General features: G+C 72.2%; 17 protein-coding genes. 7 read left to right on the forward strand and 10 right to left on the reverse strand.

The genetic code is table 11. The features are described 5' to 3' along the window. Window positions 1–15 precede the first annotated feature (15 nt). The 5 genes from BLV05_RS09415 to BLV05_RS09435 form a co-directional block, all read right to left on the reverse strand. A complete protein-coding gene (locus BLV05_RS09415) occupies window positions 16–831 on the reverse strand; it encodes a carbohydrate ABC transporter permease (RefSeq protein ID WP_046770270.1) in 816 nt (271 codons plus the stop codon). A 100-nt stretch (window positions 832–931) separates the two neighbouring features. Further along, complete coding sequence (locus tag BLV05_RS09420) at window positions 932–1,852, reverse strand: carbohydrate ABC transporter permease (protein ID WP_046770271.1); 921 nt, start codon at window positions 1,850–1,852, stop codon at window positions 932–934. A 7-nt stretch (window positions 1,853–1,859) separates the two neighbouring features. Next, the gene (locus BLV05_RS09425; protein WP_046770272.1) at window positions 1,860–3,149 is read right to left on the reverse strand and encodes an ABC transporter substrate-binding protein; all 1,290 of its coding nucleotides are present in this window, start codon (window positions 3,147–3,149) and stop codon (window positions 1,860–1,862) included. Between the two features lie 29 nt (window positions 3,150–3,178). After that, window positions 3,179–4,792, reverse strand: coding sequence for an FAD-dependent oxidoreductase (locus tag BLV05_RS09430; RefSeq protein WP_046770273.1), 1,614 nt, complete (start codon window positions 4,790–4,792; stop codon window positions 3,179–3,181). A gap of 9 nt (window positions 4,793–4,801) precedes the next feature. Continuing rightward, window positions 4,802–5,848, reverse strand: a complete 1,047-nt coding sequence (locus BLV05_RS09435; protein ID WP_046770274.1) for a LacI family DNA-binding transcriptional regulator — start codon at window positions 5,846–5,848, stop codon at window positions 4,802–4,804. A gap of 240 nt (window positions 5,849–6,088) precedes the next feature. On the opposite strand from BLV05_RS09435, the gene BLV05_RS09440 reads away from it, so the two are divergent. After that, a complete protein-coding gene (locus tag BLV05_RS09440) occupies window positions 6,089–6,625 on the forward strand; it encodes an NUDIX domain-containing protein (RefSeq protein ID WP_052762713.1) in 537 nt (178 codons plus the stop codon). Between the two features lie 311 nt (window positions 6,626–6,936). On the opposite strand, the gene BLV05_RS09445 is transcribed toward BLV05_RS09440, so the two are convergent. Together BLV05_RS09445 and BLV05_RS09450 are read right to left on the reverse strand one after the other, a co-directional pair. Further along, on the reverse strand, window positions 6,937–7,980 hold the full coding sequence (locus BLV05_RS09445; RefSeq protein ID WP_152690875.1) for a WD40 repeat domain-containing protein: 1,044 nt from the start codon (window positions 7,978–7,980) through the stop codon (window positions 6,937–6,939). A 1-nt stretch (window position 7,981) separates the two neighbouring features. Next, window positions 7,982–9,280, reverse strand: coding sequence for a phytase (locus BLV05_RS09450; RefSeq protein WP_046770276.1), 1,299 nt, complete (start codon window positions 9,278–9,280; stop codon window positions 7,982–7,984). 86 nt (window positions 9,281–9,366) lie between these two features. On the opposite strand from BLV05_RS09450, the gene yaaA reads away from it, so the two are divergent. Continuing rightward, complete coding sequence (gene yaaA / locus BLV05_RS09455) at window positions 9,367–10,125, forward strand: peroxide stress protein YaaA (RefSeq protein ID WP_046770277.1); 759 nt, start codon at window positions 9,367–9,369, stop codon at window positions 10,123–10,125. On the opposite strand, the gene BLV05_RS09460 is transcribed toward yaaA, so the two are convergent. Together BLV05_RS09460 and BLV05_RS09465 are read right to left on the reverse strand one after the other, a co-directional pair. Further along, window positions 10,118–11,071, reverse strand: coding sequence for an acetylxylan esterase (locus BLV05_RS09460; protein WP_046770278.1), 954 nt, complete (start codon window positions 11,069–11,071; stop codon window positions 10,118–10,120). The two genes, yaaA and BLV05_RS09460, sit on opposite strands and share 8 nt — an antisense overlap. A 39-nt stretch (window positions 11,072–11,110) precedes the next feature. Then, the gene (locus BLV05_RS09465; RefSeq protein WP_046770279.1) at window positions 11,111–11,701 is read right to left on the reverse strand and encodes a TetR/AcrR family transcriptional regulator; all 591 of its coding nucleotides are present in this window, start codon (window positions 11,699–11,701) and stop codon (window positions 11,111–11,113) included. Window positions 11,702–11,784: 83 nt separating this feature from the next. Here BLV05_RS09465 and BLV05_RS09470 point away from each other — a divergent pair, with 83 nt between their 5' ends. Beyond that, window positions 11,785–12,570, forward strand: coding sequence for an SDR family oxidoreductase (locus BLV05_RS09470; RefSeq protein ID WP_197683598.1), 786 nt, complete (start codon window positions 11,785–11,787; stop codon window positions 12,568–12,570). Here the strand turns inward: BLV05_RS09470 and BLV05_RS09475 are convergent. Continuing rightward, window positions 12,567–13,586 (reverse strand): LacI family DNA-binding transcriptional regulator, encoded by a 1,020-nt coding sequence (locus BLV05_RS09475; protein WP_046770281.1) that lies wholly within the window; start codon window positions 13,584–13,586, stop codon window positions 12,567–12,569. The two genes, BLV05_RS09470 and BLV05_RS09475, sit on opposite strands and share 4 nt — an antisense overlap. Window positions 13,587–13,709: 123 nt before the next feature. Between BLV05_RS09475 and BLV05_RS09480 the strand changes: the two genes are divergently transcribed. Genes BLV05_RS09480 through BLV05_RS09495 form a run of 4 tightly spaced genes read left to right on the forward strand, consistent with a single transcriptional unit; the run spans window position 13,710 to window position 18,972 of the window. After that, on the forward strand, window positions 13,710–15,086 hold the full coding sequence (locus BLV05_RS09480) for an ABC transporter substrate-binding protein (RefSeq protein WP_046770282.1): 1,377 nt from the start codon (window positions 13,710–13,712) through the stop codon (window positions 15,084–15,086). Further along, the gene (locus BLV05_RS09485; protein WP_052762714.1) at window positions 15,083–16,009 is read left to right on the forward strand and encodes a carbohydrate ABC transporter permease; all 927 of its coding nucleotides are present in this window, start codon (window positions 15,083–15,085) and stop codon (window positions 16,007–16,009) included. The genes BLV05_RS09480 and BLV05_RS09485 overlap by 4 nt, the downstream gene beginning before the upstream one ends. A gap of 1 nt (window position 16,010) precedes the next feature. Next, window positions 16,011–16,880 (forward strand): carbohydrate ABC transporter permease, encoded by an 870-nt coding sequence (locus BLV05_RS09490; RefSeq protein ID WP_046770283.1) that lies wholly within the window; start codon window positions 16,011–16,013, stop codon window positions 16,878–16,880. A 34-nt stretch (window positions 16,881–16,914) separates the two neighbouring features. Next, complete coding sequence (locus BLV05_RS09495) at window positions 16,915–18,972, forward strand: glycoside hydrolase family 2 protein (RefSeq protein ID WP_052762715.1); 2,058 nt, start codon at window positions 16,915–16,917, stop codon at window positions 18,970–18,972. Window positions 18,973–18,975: the final 3 nt, after the last annotated feature.

Genomic DNA, 18,975 nt, shown 5'->3' on the forward strand with positions numbered 1-18,975 from the left:
CAGGAAAAGGTGAGGTCAGCCCTTCAGGCCGGTGTTCGCCAGGCCCTCGACGAACTGGCGCTGGGCCAGCAGGAACACCCCGAGCACCGGCAGCACCGTGAGCGTGGTGGCGGCCAGTTGGACGTTCCACATCGGCCCGCCGTAGGCGTCGACGTACTGCGTCAGCGCCAGCGGCAGGGTGAAGTTCTCGCGGCTGGACAGGAAGACCAACGGCTCCAGGAACAGGTTCCACGAGTGCAGGAAGGTGAAGATCGCGACCGCCGCGATGGCCGGTCGGGCCAGCGGGAACGCGATGCGGCGGAAGATGCCGGCCCGGCTGAGGCCGTCCATGCGGGCGGCCTCCTCCAGCTCGGCGGGGAGGGTCAGGAAGAACTGCCGCATGATGAACGTCGCGAGCACGCTGGGCGCCCCGACGATCGGGATGACGATCAGCGGCCAGTGCGTGTCGATCAGCCCGGCCCAGTTGACCAGCCGGAACAGCGGCACGATGGTGACCTCGGCCGGCACCAGCAGACCGACCAGCACCACGCCGAACAGCAGGTTCGCCCCGGGGAAGCGGATGCGGGCGAACGCGTAGCCGGCCATCGACGACACCAGAATCGTGCCCACGGTGACCAGCGCCGCGATGTACATGCTGTTCCAGTACTGCTGCGCGAACGGCTGCAGGTCGAACACCTGGCCGTACGCCTCGGTGGTCGGCGACGACGGCCACAGCGTCGGCGGGATCCGCAGGATCTCGCTCATCGGCTTGAAGCTGCCCGTCACCATCCACCAGGTGGGGAAGACGAACGGCACGGCCAGCACGCACAGCAGTGCGAACACAACGATCATGGCCGGACGGCGCCGACGGCGGCGCGACGGTGGCGGCGCCGGTGCTGCGGACCCCGGCGCCCCCGGCCCGCCTCCCGCGGCCACCGGAGCCTCGACGACGTCAGACCTCATGGAACACCCACCGCCTCCGTGTCTGCCACTGGACGAACGTCAGGATCGCGACGATCACGAACAGCACCACCGACACGGCGCTGGCGTAGCCGAACTCCTGGAACTGGAAGGCCTGCTGGTAGAGGTAGTAGACGATCACCGTGGTCGACGTGCCCGGCCCGCCCTGCGTGAGCACGGCGATCTGCGCGAACACCTGCAGCGAGCCGACCACCGTCAGGATCGACACCAGCAGGATCGTCCCGCTGATCAGCGGCACGGTCACCGACCAGAACGACCGCCACGGCGACGCGCCGTCCATGGTCGCGGCCTCGCGGACCTCCTTCGGCACGCCCTGCAGCGCGGCCAGGAACAGCACCATGTTGAGGCCGACGTTCTTGAACACCTGCACGACGATCACCGAGAGCATCGCCGTCGGCCCCTCGCGCAGCCAGTTGGGCCCGTCGATGCCCAGCTGCGACAGGAACCCGTTGATGCCGCCGTCGGCCTGCAGCAGGAACCCCCACACGATGGTCCACGCCACCAGCGACACCACGACCGGGGAGAAGAAGAACGCCCGGAACGTCGCCGTGCCCGGCAGCCGCTGGTTGAGCATGACCGCCAGCGCGAGCGCCAGGCCGACGTTGAGCAGCACCAGGCCGGCGGAGAAGATCCCGCTGGCCCGCAGCGCGTCGTGGAAGCCCGGGTCCGACGCCAGCCGCTCGTAGTTGTCCGTGCCCGAGTAGGTGAAGCTGTTCGCCAGCACGTTCCAGTCGTGCAGGCTGTACCAGACGACGGCGACCAGCGGCCCGATCACGAACAGCAGGCTGCCGACGAGCTGGGGCAGGACGAACGCGAAGCCGGTGAGGGTGTCCTCGCGCCGGTTCAGCCCGCGTCGTCGCCGCCGAGGCGGGCCGAGAGTCGCCGTCGCCATGGTGACCTCAGCCCGCCAGCAGCGGCTCGGCGGCCGCGCAGACCGACTCGGCGACGGCGTTGACGTCGGCGTCGGCGGTCCACAGCGCGTCCAGCTCGGCCCGGATCGCCTGCTGCAGCTGGGCGAAGTTCGCGTGCGCCGGCTTCGTCACCGCGCCGGGGATGCCGTCGATGACGACCGCCTGCAGCTGCTCCACCGTCAGCTTCGCGTTGGCGCCCTGCAGCGTCTGCGCTGTCAGCAGCGACGTCCGCGGCGGCGGGAAGTACGCGGCCAGCCGCTCGGCGTTCTCCGGGCTGGTGAAGTACGCCAGGAAGTCCGCGGCGACCTCGGCGTTCGGGCCGTCGGCGAACACCCCGATGCCGGCCTGGCCGATGACGTTGACGTGCCCCTCCGGGCCGTCCGGCAGCGGCACGAGGTCCCAGCCGAAGCTGTCGTCCAGCGCCGACGCCCGGCTGATCTGCGTGACGGTCAGGGCGGCGTCGCCGGCGAAGAAGTCCGCCGTCGTGCCGGGTCCGGGCATGGCGCCGGTGGTGAAGATCTGGTCGTGGATCCAGGTCAGCGCGTCGATCATCTCCGGCGAGGTGAACTCGCAGCTGGAGCCGTCCTCCGACCACGGCCGGGCGCCGAAGCTGGACCAGATGGTGCCGAGGTTCTCCCAGAGCGCGAAGTCGAAGTCGCGGACCACCAGCCCTGCCTTGCCGCTGGTCTGGGCGGTCGCCGCGGCGATCTCGGCCGCGCGGTCCCACGTCCAGTCGCCGGCGGCGATCAGGTCGGCGGGCAGCGGCTGGCCGGCCGCCGTCAGCTGGTCGGTGTTGACGAACACGCCGAACGGGCTGTTCGAGAACGGGTACGCGTAGAGGCCGCCGTCGTTCTCCCACAGCCGCAGCGCGTCCGGCTCGAGGTCGTCGACGTCGTAGCCCTCGGTCTCCTCCAGCACCGGGCGCAGGTCCAGCAGCGCGCCGCTGGCGACGAACTCCGGCGCCGACGACTCGAAGATCCACGCGAGGTCGGGCGGGTTGCCGCCGGCGATCTGGGTCGTGATGCCGGTGGTGTAGTCCTCGAACGGCAGCGTCTCGAAGCTGATCTCGGAGACCGTGTCGGCGTGGTCGGCGACATAGGCGTCGGCGATCTCCTGGAACAGCGCCAGTTGCGCCTCGTCGGCGGTCCACACGGTCATCCGCAGCGCGGCGGGGCCGTCCGACGTCGAGTCGCCGCCGTCGTCGCCGCCTCCGCAGGCGGTCAGGGTCAGGGCGGCGGCGGTGATGCCGGCGATGCCTGTCAGTACGCGGTGTTTCATCGTCCCTCCTTGGACGCAGTGCGAGCGGGTCAGTAACCGGACACGCCGGCCGGCCAGCGCAGTTCGACGCCGTCGCGGGTCAGCAGTGTCTGGAAGTCCTCGAGCAGCGGCTGCTTGGCCTGGATCTCGTGCGGCTGCCGGTCGTCGTCGAGGCAGGTCGCGGCCAGGTGCCCGGCGGCCTCGCCGATGTTCCACTCGACCGGGTGCAGCCGGTAGCAGCCGTTGGTGATGTGGGTGGTGCCGATGTTCTTGCCCGCGGGGAGCAGGTTGCGCGTCCGCTGCGGCAACAGCGCGCCGAGCGGGATCTCGAACGGCTCGGCGCCGACGTCCAGATAGTTGTCGCCGCCGGTGGACGGGTGCAGGTCGATGCGGTACATGCCGATGCCGACGGTGTCCGGGTAGCGGCGGGCGCCGTGCGCGCCGCGGACCGCCTGGGACAGGTCGTGCTCGACGATCGTGGTGACGGCCCGGATGCGCCGGCCCTCGCGGACGTACGGCGCCTGCGCCAGCCCGTCGGCGGTTCCGACGACGTCGGCGCGCAGCCGCAGCCCCGGCCAGCCGGCGCCGCCGTCGGGCCGCGGCGCCTCGGTCTGCATCCAGTAGAGCATCGAGAGGCTGAGCTGCTTGGCGTCGTCGAGCCGGGCCTGCCGCGTCGCCTCGTCGACGTCGATCACCGGCGCCTCGAAGTAGTCGATGTTCGGCCAGTTCACCAGTGTGATGTCGCTGGCGTAGTGGCCCGGCGCGAACAGGTCGCGGGCGGCGATGCGGCGGAACGTCCAGAGGTTGGCGTCGCCCTGCTCGCGGCTCTGGTCGGCGTCGACGGCCAAGGCGTCGTCGCCGGGGTTCGGTTCGAACACCCGCGGCTTGGGCAGCAGCGTGCGCGGGTCGGGCGCGGAGAAGCTGAGCAGCGGTGACCCCCAGAACGCCGGGTGCACCGAGCGCCAGTGGTCGTAGCGGGCCGGCCGGTCGATGGTGTGGTCGCCGTCGACGTGGTCCAGCGCGAAGCAGTAGCTGATCGCCTGCTGGTTGTGCGGCTGCGCGGCGTCGGGCGCGCTCGGCTCGCCGGTCTCGGCCCGCGACTCGAAGCCGGTGACGTACTCGGTGCCGGTGAGCGGCAGCAGGTCGCCGGTCTCGGTGGCGTCGAGGACGTAGTCGGCGGCGATCGTCGTGCTGGCGCCGGTGCCGAGGTGCTCGACCGTCACGGCGCGGACGGTGTCACCGTCGACGTCCGCACCGGTCGGGCGGGCCGGCTGCAGGACGGTGAGCCGCCCGGCCGAGCGCCACGGCGCGAGCAGCTCGTCGAGGACGGCCACCGCGACCCGCGGCTCGTGGCACAGCTTGCTCACCCAGCCCGCGCCCGGGTTGAGCGCCGGGTGCTCGCGGGCCGCGTCGGTGAGCGGGTAGGTCCGCCGGTAGTGGTCGCGGATGCCGTCGCGCAGCGCCCGGTAGGTGCGGGTCGCGCCGAACTCCTCGATCCACGGGTGCTCGTCCGGCGGGACGGCCTGCGAGGTGAGCTGGCCGCCGAGCCAGGGGTACTCCTCGGTCAGCACGACGCGACGCCCGCGGCGCAGCGCCGCGAGGGCCGCCGCGACGCCGCCGAGGCCGCCGCCGACCACCAGGATCTCGGTCCGAAGCTCGTTCACTCGTCTCCTTCAGCGTGGGCGGGGCGCCGACACCGTCGCGCCCGGCTCGATGACGCACGGCAGCAGCCGGTGCCGGTCGGTGGTGCCGGACGGGTCCTCGATCAGCTGGACCAGCAGCGACAACGCCTGCTCGCCCATCTCCTCGCGCGGGATGCGAAAGCCGCTCCACGCGACGCCGGCGTCGTCGGCCCCGGGCTCGACGGGGACGTCCGGCTGCCCGAGGACGGCGATGGAGAGGTCGACGGGGACGTCGAGGCCGCGGGCCGCCGCGGCGGCGCGGATGCTGGCGGCGCGGTACGCCTCGGCCAGCACCAGCCCGGTCAGGTGGTGCTCCACGACGACGTCGACGATCTCGTCGGCGCTCAGCTCGGCCGGGTCGAACGACGTCGGCCGCAGTCCGGCCGCGCGCATCGCCGTCCGGTACCCGGTGAGCCGGTCGATGATCGACTCGCGGTCGCTCAGCTCGCCGACGAACCCGATGCGCCGGTGCCCCTGCTCCAGGAACAGCCCGACGACGTCGCTCGTCGCCTGGACGTAGTCGGCGCCGACGTAGGGCAGGTCGGCCGAGCCGGGCAGCTCGCGCCGTCCCACGAACACGAACGGGAAGCCGTCGTCGATGAGGTGCACCAGCTCCTGCTTGTCCTCGACCCGGCCGAGCAGCACGCAGCCGTCGGTGACGCCGAGATGGGCGCGGGCCTTGCCGGACAGCCGGCGCCGGCCGTTCTGCACCGGAGCGCTGGTGAACAGCAGCAGGTCGCTGCCCCAGCGCTCGGCCTCGCGCTCGATGCCGACCAGGAACGGGTGGTAGAAGTCGCCGTTGCCCTGCGGGAACACCGGCTCGTAGGTGAACACGCCGATGATCTGGTTGCGGCCGCGGGCCAGCCGCTGCGCGAGCGGGTTGGCGGAGTAGCCGGTCTTGCTGATCGCGTCGAGCACCCGCTGCCGGGTGTCCGGTCCGACGCGGTCCGGCTCGGCGTTGAGCACCAGCGAGACGGTCGCCTGACTGACGCCCGCCATCCGCGCGACGTCCGCCTGGGTCGCTCGCTTGGCCGCCATGGTGCCCTCCCTCGATCTTGTTATGCGCATAACTGCTGGGCCGTGACACACGGCGCTGAGCCGTGGGATGTGGGCGATCCTGGCGGGTCAGGCCGAATGGTGTCAAGGGTGTGACGAGGAGATTTCGGACAGACGACGGTGGTGGCGCTGGTCAGGCCGCGAATCAGTTATGCGAATTACTGACTTGCGAAGGTGGGAGGCGGCGGGCGCCGACCGGGGGGCGGCTGGAATCCTGGTGCCGTGGCCGAACCCGGGTTCGAGGACGACGTGTACGCCGAAGGTGCGCCGGAGCGCGAGTTCCACGCCGGGATCGCGGCGCGGCTGCCCCGCAAGTCGGTGTCCGGTGGCGCGCTGGTGCGCGACGAGGCCGGGCTGATCCTGTTCCTGGAGCCGACCTACAAGCCGGCGCTGGAGATCCCCGGCGGCGTCGCCGAGGCGGACGAGTCGCCGTTGCAGGCGTGCCGGCGCGAGGTGCGCGAGGAGATCGGCCTCGACCTGCCGATCGGCCGCGCGCTGGTGATCGACTGGATCCCGGTCCGCGGGCCGTGGCCGGACCAGCTGGCCTTCGTGTTCGACGGCGGCGTGCTGGACGCCGCGGCGATCGCCCGGATCACGCCCGACCCGGTCGAGGTCGGCGGCTTCGCGTTCCGCTCGCTCGCGGGGGCGGGCGAGCGGCTGCGACCGTCGATGGCGCGCCGGCTGGCTGCCGCCCGGTTGGCGCTGGAGATCGGCGAGACGCTCTACGCCGAGTTCGGCCGGCCGGTCCGCGGCGGCTGAGCCCTGGACGGGCACACCGAGCCGGGCCACGGATCAGGCCGGCGAGCCCCGAAGATCGATCAGACTCACTCATCCAGCCACACGTCGAGGGCAGGCCCGAGGCGTACCTGGTCATGGCGGGCGGTTCGGTGGTGCTCTGGCGCCACCGGACCGCCCGCCATCTCCGTCCGCCCGCTTTGCAATGAGCACCTATACGCACCACTCGGCCGGTGGTGCGTATAGGTGCTCATTGCAAAGCGGGCGACGGGGTGCCGTGCCGCGGCGCATCCCAGCGTCTGCACGTATGAAGGGGCACTGCGCTCAAGGCGAAGCTAGTGACCCGGCGAGTGCGCCACGTGGACGTCGAAGGCGCTGGGTGCGGTGGTCCGGGCGTAGGTGAACAGCGACCCGTCCGGGCTGACGTCGCCGGGGAACACGTCCTGCCCGAAGTCGTACGTCGCGACGTCGGCGCCGGTCAGCGTGCTGGTGAAGGTGAGCGTCCGGCGCGGCGCGACGAGCCGGTTGGTGAGCGCCAGCGCGCCGTCGTCGGTCACGTCGGACACGCCGTCGTAGAGGTCGAGGTCGAGCGAGCGCTGCACGGCGCCGCTGGGCACGCTCACCAGGCGCAGGCCGGTGGGCACGCCGGGCAGGATGCGCTTGGTCCAGAGGCCGGTGCTGTCCGGTGTCCAGCGGATCAGCAGGTCGCCGTCGGCGAGCGTCAGCGTGGAGGCCCAGGTGTCGGTGCGGAACACCCGGACCGCGGGGACGGCTCGCCCGCCGGTCACGACACGGTCGTTGGCGGCGAGGTAGCGCCCGTCCGGCGAGAAGCGCACCCCGGCCGTCGTGGCGGGCACGGACAGCAGCCTGACCCGGACGCCGTCGGACACCCGGTGCACGTGCACCTGGCCGCCCCGCTCGTAGGAGCGGGCGTCCATGGCGGCGATGGTCCGCCCGTCGGGCGCGAAGTGCAGGCCGTCCAGCTCGCGGCCTGCCGACGTCGGGATCGACCGCAGCAGCGCGCCGGTCGAAGCCCGGTAGAGCCGGATGGTCCGGACCGGCAGGCCCGAGCTCGTGTCGTTGACGGTGACCGCGATGGTCTGGTTGTCGGCCGACAGCGCCACGGCGTTGACCTTCAGCGGGCTGGTCAGCGTGCGGACGACGGCGCCGGTGCTCGCCTGACGCAGCTCGACACGACCCCCGGCGGAGGTGTTGCCGGCGGACAGGACGAGGGTCCCGTCGTCGGAGAACAGCGCCCATGACTGCCCGGGAGCGGTCCAGGCCTCGGCCGGGGTCGCCGCGACGGCCGGAGCGGCCTGGCCCGTCAGCGCGACGGCGGCCGCGACCAGCAGGGGCATCAATCGACGTCGGATCGTCATCTCAGAACCTCGGATCGTTGTCGGGGTGGGTGCTGATCTTCAGACCGAGTGCGTCGGCCACCTGGCCCCAGTCGACGTAGGAGAAGTTGGTGGCGTCGCGCTCCGGGTCGACGTCCGGGCCGGTCTCCGGCTCGTCGTGGGTGACCAGGAGGCCCTCGCGGTAGTCGCCGACGACGCGGTTGGTGACGGCCAGGCCGTCGGAGCCGTTGACGTCGTCGACGCCGTCGCCCTCGACCCGGAAGGTGCCGAGCGCGCGGTTGTGGCCCATCGTCGAGTAGACGGCGAACCGGTCGTCGCCCTGGCTGGAGACGATGACGTAGCCGGTCCGGCCGCGCCCGTAGTAGACGTCGACCCCCTCGGCGTCGGCGACCAGGTTCGGCCCGCCGAGACCGGGCTGGTCCGGGTCGACCGGCACGCACTCCTCGGTCTCCTCGTCGTACACGTCGTGGACGCCGAAGTCGGCGACCTTGTCGATCAGCCGCGGCTCGCCGGTGCCGAGCGGCAGCGGGATCCGCCACAGCCCGACGTCCTCCTGCGTCGCGTACAGCACGTCGCTGCGCTGATCGACGGCGACGCCCTCGAGCTGCGGGCCGACGCCGGGCTCCTCGCACGGGACCCAGGTGCGGCCGCCGGGGAGCGGGAAGCTGCCCGGCAGCTCCAGGTGCTCCACGTCGGTGTAGGCGACGGTGCCGTCGCTCTTCGGGGTGATCCGCGCCGTCGCGATGGTCGTCGCGCCCTCCCGGGTCACGACCGCGTAGGTGTCGCGGCTGTTCGGCTGCCAGACGGCGACGCCGTACGCCGTCTGCTCCTCGTCGACCGTCTCGCGGTCCGGGCTGAACAGGAACTCCTGCTCCGGCGCGGTGACCTCGCGCAGCGGCGTCGCGGCCCGCGAGCCGGCCGGGTCGATGGTGAAGAACCGCAGCTGGTCGTTGTACCGGTCCGACACCACCGCGACGTCGGTCGTGCGGCCGCCGACACGCAGCCCGTAGGCGATGTCGACGTTGTTGTACCGCCCGTCGACGCCGTCGGCGCGCGGCGCCGGGGTGGCCGGCAGCGACTGCAGCTCGCGCGAGTCGAGGTCGTAGACGCGCAGCCCGCCCTCCTTCGCCGTCACGATGACGATCGAGCGGCCGGACCGCTCCGGGTGCACCCAGATCGCCGGGTCGTCGCCCGACGCGTTGCCGCCCTCGTCGTCGTCGTACAGCACCGGCGTCTCGTTGCCCGTCGTGACGATGTCGGGCTGCGGTACGAACGCGAGAACGAACGGGACGGCGGCGGCGAGAGCGAAGGTGCGGCGCATGATCGGGAGCCTGCTCCCGCAATCTTGCCGCTCGCGTGGCCGGTGAGCGAACGGTCGGCGAACAGGACCGGTCCTAGGCTGGTCCCATGCTGGTGGTGCTGCCTCCGTCGGAGACGCAGGCGTGGCCCGAGCGCGGCCGCGGCCTCGATCTCGGGCGGCTGTCGTTCCCCGAGCTCACCGAGGCGCGGTCCGCCGTGCTCGACGGCATGGTGGCGACCAGCGCGCGGCCCGATGCGATGCGGCGGCTGGAGGCGCCGGCCGGCGCGGCGGCGGAGGTCGCCCGCAACGTCGACGCTCGGACTGCGCCCGCGGCCGCGGCGGCGCGGCTGTACCAGGGCGTGCTCTACGACGCGTTCGACCCGGCGACGCTGGACGCGGCGGCGCTGCGCCGGGCCGGGCGCCGCGTCGTCATCGTGTCGTCGCTGTTCGGGGCGGTGCGGCTGAGCGATCGGGTGCCGGCGCACCGGCTGCCGATCTGCGCGAACCTCGACGGCCTCGACGACGTGCCCGGACTGGAGGCGTACTGGCGGGCCCGGCTCGGCCCGGCGCTGACGGCCGCGGCCGGTCGCGGCGTCGTCGTCGACCTGCGGTCCAGCAGCTATGCGCCGCTGTGGCGGCCCGGTCCGGAATTGGCCGAGCGTTGGGTGACGCTGCGGGTGCCCGGTTCGCCGCACGGCGCGAAGGCCACCCGCGGCCGGGTCGCCCGGCTGCTCTGCACCGATCCGGCGGAGCCCCGCGACGTGCCCGCGCTGGCCGCCGTCGTCGGCGCCGCCTTCGGCGTCGAGTTGCACCCGCCGGCCCGCGACCGCGCACCCTGGGTGCTCGAGCTGTCCGGGGTCAGCTGAGCAGGAACGCTCGCACCGCGGCGCGCAGGCGCTCGTCGTCGGCGGCCCGGTCCGGGTACTCGGTGTGGCCGGCGGCGAGGGCGACCAGCTCCTTGTCGCCCGGGATGGCGTTGTGGACGGCGAACTGGCCGGGCGGCGGCACGGCCGGGTCCCACAGCGCCGGCGCGACGAGCATCGGGACGCGCAGCCGCCGGGCCGCCGTCGCCGCGTCGAAGAACCGCAGCACCTCCCGGGCCTCGGGGTGCTCGGCGACGTGCAGGCGGACCGCCCCGCCGCTGCCGGTGCACGGCATCGCGAGGCGCAGGTCGTGGTTGCCGAAGCTGGGCACCGTCAGGGCGCCGCGGTCGAACCGGTCGTCCCAGGGCAGCGCCAGCGCGCCGATGCCGCCGCCGAAGCTGCCGCCCGCGTAGCCCACCCGAGAAGGCGGCGACGGCAGCAGTGCGAGCAGCGCCGACGCCGCGCACCAGACGTCGGCGACGCAGCCGCCGTGCACGTAGGTGGCGGCCGACTCGATGCCGTGCAGCACGTGCTCGGCGCCCACGGAAGGGATGCCCGGCACCAGCCCGCGCGTCGGCAGCCCGCGTGACGCGGCGAAGAGGACGGCGGTGCCGGGCAGGGCGAGGCCGGGGTCGGGCTGGTCGCGGCCGCCGTACCCGTGCCCGACGACGACGGCGCGCTCGACGCCGACAGGCGGCAGCCACAGCCAGCCGCCCAGCCGCACCCCGTCCAGCGAGGTGAACTCGACGTCGTGCCAGCCGGGGACGTCCGCCGGGCGCGCGATCGGCGCGGTGTCGACCGCGAGCGCACGCTCGTGCAGCGCGGTCCAGAACTCGGCGAAGCCGGCCGGTTCGTCCGGCGCGCCCACCGCCAGCAGGGCGTCCAGGTCGTAGCCGTGGGTCGCGTCGAAGGCGTCGGGTCCGAACCAGGCGTCGTAGGGCGCGCGCACGCTTCGTGACCCTAGCCGGTGTGGTCGGGGCGTGCGTGGTCAGATCGCCGTGAGCGCCGTGGCGGCCACCGCTTGTAGTTCTTCGACCCGGGCGCCATCTCGGGCCTGCTGGCTCATCCCCTGAAGTGTTGCGGCGACGAATCGAGCAAGGCGATGCGGATCAGCGTGCGGTGGCAGCTCACCTGAGTCGACGTCGCGCTGGAATGCCTGCTCGAAGGCCGCGAGGTTCTCGTTGCGCATGCCGGCGAGTCGATCGGCGACATGCCGGTTGCCCGGGGTCACGGTGACCGCCGCACTGATCACGAGGCATCCGCCCGGGTGGCCGGACGAGGCGTAGTGAGCGGCAGCCTCGTGGAGCACGCGACGGGCGAGCCGGGTGCCGCTGGTCTCCTCTGCCATTGCCTCGGCAAGGAAGCTCCCGTGGGTTGCGTTGTAGTGGTCGACGACGGTGAAGAACAGCGACTCCTTGGAGCCGAAGGCCGCATACAGGCTGGGCGGCCGGATCTCCATGGCGGCCGTGAGTATGGCGAGGCTGGCGCCTTCGTAGCCCCACTGCCAGAACACCTCCATCGCGGTGTTCAAGGCGGTCGTCATGTCGAACCGCCGCCCCTGGCCCGAAACCCCAGCCATCGGTCCTCCTCTCGCGACGTCTCAGCATACGTGTAGCGATCGATACTTGTAGTGATCGCTACACGTATGGCAGGGTCCTGGGCATGACTCAGACTCCAATGACAGCCGCTGCCGATCTCGCGCCGATCGCCGTCGTGACTGGAGCCAGCCGGGGTATCGGCGCGGCAACTGCTGAGCGCCTGTCTCGCGATGGCTACTGCGTCGCGGTGCACTACGGCAACGACGCGGACGCGGCCGACTCGGTGGTCGCCCGAATCCGGCAGGGCGGGGGCGACGCGTTCTCCTTCCAGGCGGACCTGACTCGACCGGACGCCGGCCGCCGGTTCTGGGAGGCCTATGACGCTGTCGCCGGTGACTGGCGACCACGGCCCATCCGTACCCTGATCAACAACGCCGGCGTGACGCTGCGGGGGCCGATCGAGGACTTCGCCGCCACGTCCCTGGTCCAGCAACAGCAGATCAATCAGACCGCGCCTTTTCTGATCGTCCAGGAGGGCCTCGGCCGTCTCGAAGACGGCGGCCACATCGTGAACGTGTCCTCTGGCGCCACCCGGATCGCGACGCCGGACATCATCGCCTACACCATGACCAAGAGCGCGATCGACGCGTTCACCAGAACACTGGCTCAACACCTGGGTCATCGCCGCATCACGGTCAATGCCGTGGCGCCCGGAATCATCGACACCGACCTGAACGCGGGCTGGCTGCGCGACAACCAGCAAGCCGTCGACCAGGTGCTGCCGCAGATCGCCCTGGGCTACATCGGGACACCCGCCGAGATCGCCGACGTCATCGGCTTCCTCGCCTCCGATGACGCACGCTACGTGACCGGGCACACCATCGACGCCACCGGCGGCTCGCGACTCTAGGCGGCCCGGCGCGTGCTGTCGCGCTCGATCAGCTGGTGCGGGACGACGATCTGGGTGGCCGGCCGCGACGGGTCCTCGATGCGCCGCACCAGCTGCTCGAGCGCGCGGGTCGCGATGACGTCCTTGTCCAGGGCGACGGTGCTCAGCGACGGGATCGCGAAGCGGCCCTCCTCGATGTCGTCGATGCCGATGACCGCGACGTCGTCGGCGATGCGCCGCCCGGCGTCCTGGACGGCCCGCATCGCGCCCATCGCGAGCAGGTCGGAGTAGCAGAAGATCGCATCGGGCGGTGCGTCCAGCGCGAGCAGCCGCCGCGTCGCGTCGTAGCCGTCGCGGCGGTGGTAGCGGGCGGCGGGCACGACCAGATCGTCGTCGAGGGGGAGGCCGGCGTCGGCGAGCGCGCTCAGGTAGCCGGCCGTGCGCTGACGCGGCGTGCGGTACGTCTCGCGCGGCTGGGCGCCGACGGCGGCGATGCGGCGCCGGCCGGTCGCGACGAGGTGGGTCGTGGCCTCGTGGGCGGCCCGGGTGTTGTCGATGGCGATGTGGTCGAACCGGCCGGTGAAGGTGTGCTCGCCGAGCAGGATCGTCGGCAGGACGGTGCTGCTGTCCAGGTCGGCGATCTCGTCCTGGGTGACCAGCGGGCTGAACAGGATGCCGTCGAACAGCATGGTGCGGTCGCTGCCGATCAGCAGCTGCCGCTCGCGCTCGTGGTCGTGGCCGGTCTGGTCGATCATCACCCGGTAGCCGTGCGCCGACGCGGCGTCGATGACCGCGCGGGCCAGCTCGCTGAAGTAGGGGACGTCGATCTCGGGGACGATCAGCGCGAGCAGGCCGGTGCGCCCGGTGCGCAGGTTGCGGGCGATGAGGTTGGGCCGGTAGCCCAGCTCGTCGATGGCGGCGAGGACGCGGCGCCGGACGTCGTCGCTGACGTGCGTGTAGTCGTTCACGACGTTCGACACGGTGCGGGGCGACACCTTGGCCAGCCTGGCCACGTCCTTCACGGTGACCTGGCTCATCCACACCTCCCGCTCGGCTGCTCGTCCATGATCCCGGCTCAGGATAGCTTTTGCAACGTGGAAAATTGCGCTACATTCTTTGCCACGTTGCAAACGCGCTGGCTGTCCACACAAGGGAGTGTCATGAAGCGCAACCAGACCCGAGGGTGGACGCTGGCGGCAGCCGCCGGCCTGGCCACCGTTCTGCTGGCCGCCTGCGGGCCCGAGGTCAGCTCCGACGCCGAGTCCGGCGACGGCGGCACCGGCCCGGCCGAAGGCACGCTGGCCGCACCGGACACCGACGCGCCGGCCGGCGAGATCACCATCTGGGACCGCTCCGGCGACCTGTTCGAGGTCTTCGACGGCGTCATCGAGCGGTTCAACGAGCGCTACCCGGACGTCGTCGTGCACCACGAGGCCGTCGACATCGACACCAAGCTGCCGAACACGTTGATCGCCGGCGCCGACGTGCCCGACGGCGTGTTCCTCGACGACGCCAAGGTGGCCGGGCTGTCGGACCACTTCTACGATCTGTCCGCCGTGCTGGAGCCCTACCTCGACGACATCGCGGCGCAGAAGGTCGAGGTCAACACCGTCGGCGAGCACATCTACGGCGTGCCGTGGGACCTCAACCCCGGGCTGCTCTACTACCGGGCGGACATCCTCGCCGACGTCGGCATCGACCCCGCGTCGATCGAGACCTACGACGACCTGTTCGCCGCGGCCGAGCAGATCAAGGCGGCCCGGCCCGACGCGGCGCCGATCCACCTGGAGCAGGAGCCGTTCCTCAGCCAGCTCTGGCTGGAGATGTTCGCCAGCCAGCTGGGCACCAGCCTGGCCGACGCGGACGGCGAGCTGCGGCTGGACTCGCCCGAGTACCGGCAGATCCTGACCTGGCTGGACGAGGTGAACCAGGCCGGCCTCGGCACCCGCGCGGAGTACCTCGGCCCGGCCGACCTCGCGACGCTGGAGAGCGGGCAGCAGGTCTTCGTCCCGTGGGCGATCTGGTGGGACTTCGCACCGCAGCAGCTGCTGCCGCAGACCACCGGGCAGTGGCGGGCGATGCCACTGCCGGCGTGGACCGAGGGCGGCGCCCGCAGCGGCGCGATGGGCGGGTCCAGCTTCGTCATCCCGCGCGACGCGGAGAACCCGGAGCTGGCCTGGCTGTTCTACGAGTTCCTGGTGTTCGACCCGGAGGGCTTCCAGGCCGTCTACGGGCCCAACGCGATCTACCCGGACGGCCTCAACACGTCCGTGCCCAGCTACGCACCGGCCGCCGACCCGGCGACGCCGTTGTTCGGCCCGCTGGACGCGCTGGGCGGCCAGGACCTGTGGCCGGTCGCGATCGAGGCGGGTGCGCAGATCCCCGGCGGGACGCCGATCCCGCAGTGGTGGGCCGGCGCCGTCGAGTATCTCGGCGACAACCTGCAGCGGATGTTCGACGGCGAGCTGACGCCGGAGCAGGTCATCGCCGAGTCCACCGAGCAGATCCAGACCAACCTGGTGGACCGCGCGTCGTGACCGTGACCAGCACCGAGGTGCGCGGACGGACCCCGGCGGCGCCGGCCCGGCGACGTCGCCGGCGCCCGTCCGGGCGGCGGCTGGCGCCGTACGTCTTCGTGCTGCCGTTCGTCGCGCTGTTCCTCGCGTTCAGCGTGTACCCGCTGATCTACACGTTCCGGCTCAGCTTCACCGCGTGGAGCGGGTCCGGCCCGGCCCGCTGGGCCGGATGGGACAACTACACGTACCTGCTCGGCAGCGACGCGTTCTGGTCCTCGCTGGCCAACTCCGCGGTGCTGTGGCTGCTCATCGTGCCGGTACAGGTCGTGGTCGCGCTGCTCGCGGCGGTGCTGCTGAACAACGCGAAGCTGCGGATGCGCGGCTTCTACCGCACGGTCGCGCTGGTGCCGTTCGTGACGCCGCTGGTGGCGATGGCACAGATCTGGATCGTCGTGTTCGACGCCGACTACGGCGCGGTGAACCAGCTGCTCGGCGCCGTGGGGCTGCCGGAGATCGACTGGCTGACGTCGACGTTCTGGGCGAAGCCGACGCTCGCGCTGCTGTTCCTGTGGAAGACGACCGGGTTCGCGATCGTGATCCTGCTGTCCGGGCTGCAGTCGATCCCGGCGTCGGTGTACGAGGCGGCCGAGCTGGACGGCGCGTCGCGGACCCGGCAGCTGGTCAGCATCACGGTGCCGCTGGTCCGCCGGGTCGTGCTGTTCCTCGTCGTCATGCAGACGCTGGCGGTGTTCCAGATGTTCGCCGAGCCGTACGTCGTCACCGGCGGCGGCCCGTACGGGTCCACCACGACGGCCGGGCTCTACCTCTACGACCACCTCGGCCGGTCCGATCTCGGCACCGGCTCGGCGAACTCGTTCCTGCTGGTGGCGATCGTGATGCTGGTGTCGCTGCTGTTCGTCCGGCTGCTCCGGGAGCGTGACTGAGATGGCGGCGCCCATGCTGACGGGCCGGCGGGACCGGCCGGCGATCGGCTCGCACGTGTTCCTGATCGTGCTGACGGCGGCGTTCCTCGCGCCGGTCGTGTGGGCGGTGCTGTCGTCGCTGAAGCAGCCGGCGACGATCATCACCGACCCGCTCGGCTTCGATCCGGGCGCGTTCACGCTCGGCAACTACCGGGCGATGTTCGAGGACGTCCCGATCGCCTCGGGGTTCCTCAACACCGCGGTCGTCCTGGTGCTCAAGGGCGGGCTGACGCTGTTCTTCGCACCGCTGGCCGGGTTCGCGTTCGCCAAGTACCGGTTCGCCGGGCAGAACGCGATCTTCGGCGCCGTCCTGCTCACGCTGATGCTGCCGACCATCGTCCTGGTCGTGCCGCTGCTGCTGCAGATGCGCGAGCTGGGCTGGATCAACACCTACCAGGCGCTGGTGCTACCCGGCGCCGTCGACGCGTTCGCGATCTTCTGGATGCGGCAGGTCATCGCCGCGGTCCCGGACGAGCTGCTGGACGCGGCCCGGGTCGACGGGTGCGGCGAGTTCCGCATCTTCGTCTCGATCGTGCTGCCGGTGATCCGGCCCGGGCTGGCCGGGCTGGCCGTCCTGACCGTGATGAACATCTACAACGACTTCGTCTGGCCGGTCGTGGTGACGTCGCAGGAGTCGATGCAGACGCTCCAGGTCGTGCTGGCCACGCTCGCGCAGAACATCACTGGCAACCGCATCGGCGCCGACTTCGCCACGGTCTGGGGCGAGTTGCTGGCCGCCAGCTCGATCGCCCTCGTCCCGCTGCTCGTGGTGTTCGTGCTGCTGCAGCGCCACTTCATCAACGGCATCCTCGCCGGCTCGGTCAAAGGCTGACCGCGCCCCGTCCACCCGACGAAAGGCTCCATCCGTGACCCACCAGCACGAGTACCCCCGCCCGGACCGCGACCGCTCCGCCGCCTGGCTCCCGCTCGACGGACGGTGGGAGTTCCGGCCCGACGAGGAGGCCGGCCTCACGGGCCCGGGCGAGCTGCCGGCCGGGCCGTGGCCGGAGTCGATCGTGGTGCCGTTCGCGTGGGAGACGCCTGCGTCGGGCGTGCGGCGGACCTGGCTGGAGACGGCGTGGTACCGGACGACGGTTGCCGTGCCGGCCTCCTGGGCGGGCGAGCACGCGTTCCTGTGCTTCGGCGCGGTCCACCACGCGGCGACGGTCTGGGTGAACGGCGAGCCGCTCGGCCGGCACACCGGCGGCTACACGCCGTTCGAGTTCGACCTCGGCGCCGTCGCCGGACCGGGGGAGCAAGCCGAGATCGTCGTGCGCGTCCACGCCCCGGCGGACAAGCGGGAGATCGCGCACGGCAAGCAGCGCTCGATCCCGCGCGACGACTACGACGGCGTCAGCTTCACGCCCACCTCCGGCATCTGGCAGCCGGTGTGGCTGGAGCGCCGGCCGGCCACCTACGTCGATGCGGTCGAGCTGCGCGGCGACTCGCTCACCGGCATCGACGCGACGGTGACGGCGGCCGGCCCGCTGGCCGCGGGCGCGGTCGTCACGCTGCACACCGAGGGCGTCGCCGTGCGGCTGACCTGCGACGAGACCGGCGTGGCGCGCGGGCGGCTGCCGCTGGAGCAGCCGCGGCCGTGGTCGCCCGCGGACCCGCACCTGTACCGCGTCGACGTCACGCTGCGCAGCGCCGACGGCGCTGACTCACTCGCCGCGCACACCGGGCTGCGACGCATCGAGGCGGACGCCGAGCGGCTGCGGCTCAACGGCGAGCCGCTCTACGTCCGCGGCGTGCTCGACCAGGGCTACTGGCCCGGCACCGGCCTCACCGCGCCGAGCCCCGAGGCGCTGCGCGAGGATCTCCGGCTGGCCGCCGCCGCCGGGTTCAACCTTGTCCGCAAGCACCTCAAGTTCGAGGACCCGCGCTGGCTGCACGAGGCCGACCGCACGGGGATGCTGGTCTGGGCCGAGCCGGCCGGCACCAGCCGGTTCACCGACGCCGGGCGCGCGGCGTTCGAGGACCAGCTGGCGGCGATGGTCCGCCGCGACGGCAACCACCCGTCGATCGTCGTGTGGGGCCTGTACAACGAGGAGTGGGGGCTGGACTGGGACGTCCCCGGCGATGAGCGCAAGCGCGACGCCGTCCGGCACGCGTACGACCTGCTCGCCGCGCTCGACCGGTCCCGCCCGATCGTCGACAACTCCGGCTGGACGCACGTGCGCACCGACCTCGTCGACTGGCACCACTACGAGGAGGACCCGGGGACGTGGGCGCGGACCGTCGCCGCGCTGGCCTCCGGCGAGCGCGCCGCGTTCCCGGTGCGGCTCGGCCCGGACCACGTCGAGGACAAGGCGATCTACGCCGACGACACCGTGCCGCGGACCGGGGTGCCGTTCCTCAACAGCGAGTACGGCGGCGGCTTCACCAGCCTGGAGCGCGGCTGGCAGCTGCGCTGGCAGACCCAGGAGCTGCGCCGGCACGACCGCATCGCCGGCTACGTCTACACCGAGCTGGCCGACGTCGAGCACGAGAGCGCCGGGCTGCTGAACGCCGACCGGTCCGCGAAGGACCTCGGCGGCTTCGACCCGGCGATCGTCAACGCGCCGACGACGCTCGTCTTCGACGTCGTGCCGCTGGCCGCCGGCACCGACCTCGCACCCGGCGACGCCGAGTTCGAGGTAGCGGTGCGGGTGTCGCACCACGGGCCTGGCCAGCTGCGCACCGCCGTCCGCGCCGTCTGGGGGCCGGCCGGCGCGCCCCGTCCGGGCCGCGACACCAAGCCGGACCTGGAGTCCGCGCCGCTCACCGCCGAGCCGTTCGCGCTCAGCCAGCCGGTGGTGCTGCGCACCGCACTGCCGGACGGACGGCGCACCGGGCGGCTGTGGTGCTGGACCGGCGACGACCCGGCCGACGCCGACGCCGCCGGGTTCCTCGATGTCGGCTACGTGGAGGCGGCCCGCTGAACC

The organism is Jiangella alkaliphila, assembly GCF_900105925.1.
GTDB lineage: Bacteria > Actinomycetota > Actinomycetes > Jiangellales > Jiangellaceae > Jiangella > Jiangella alkaliphila.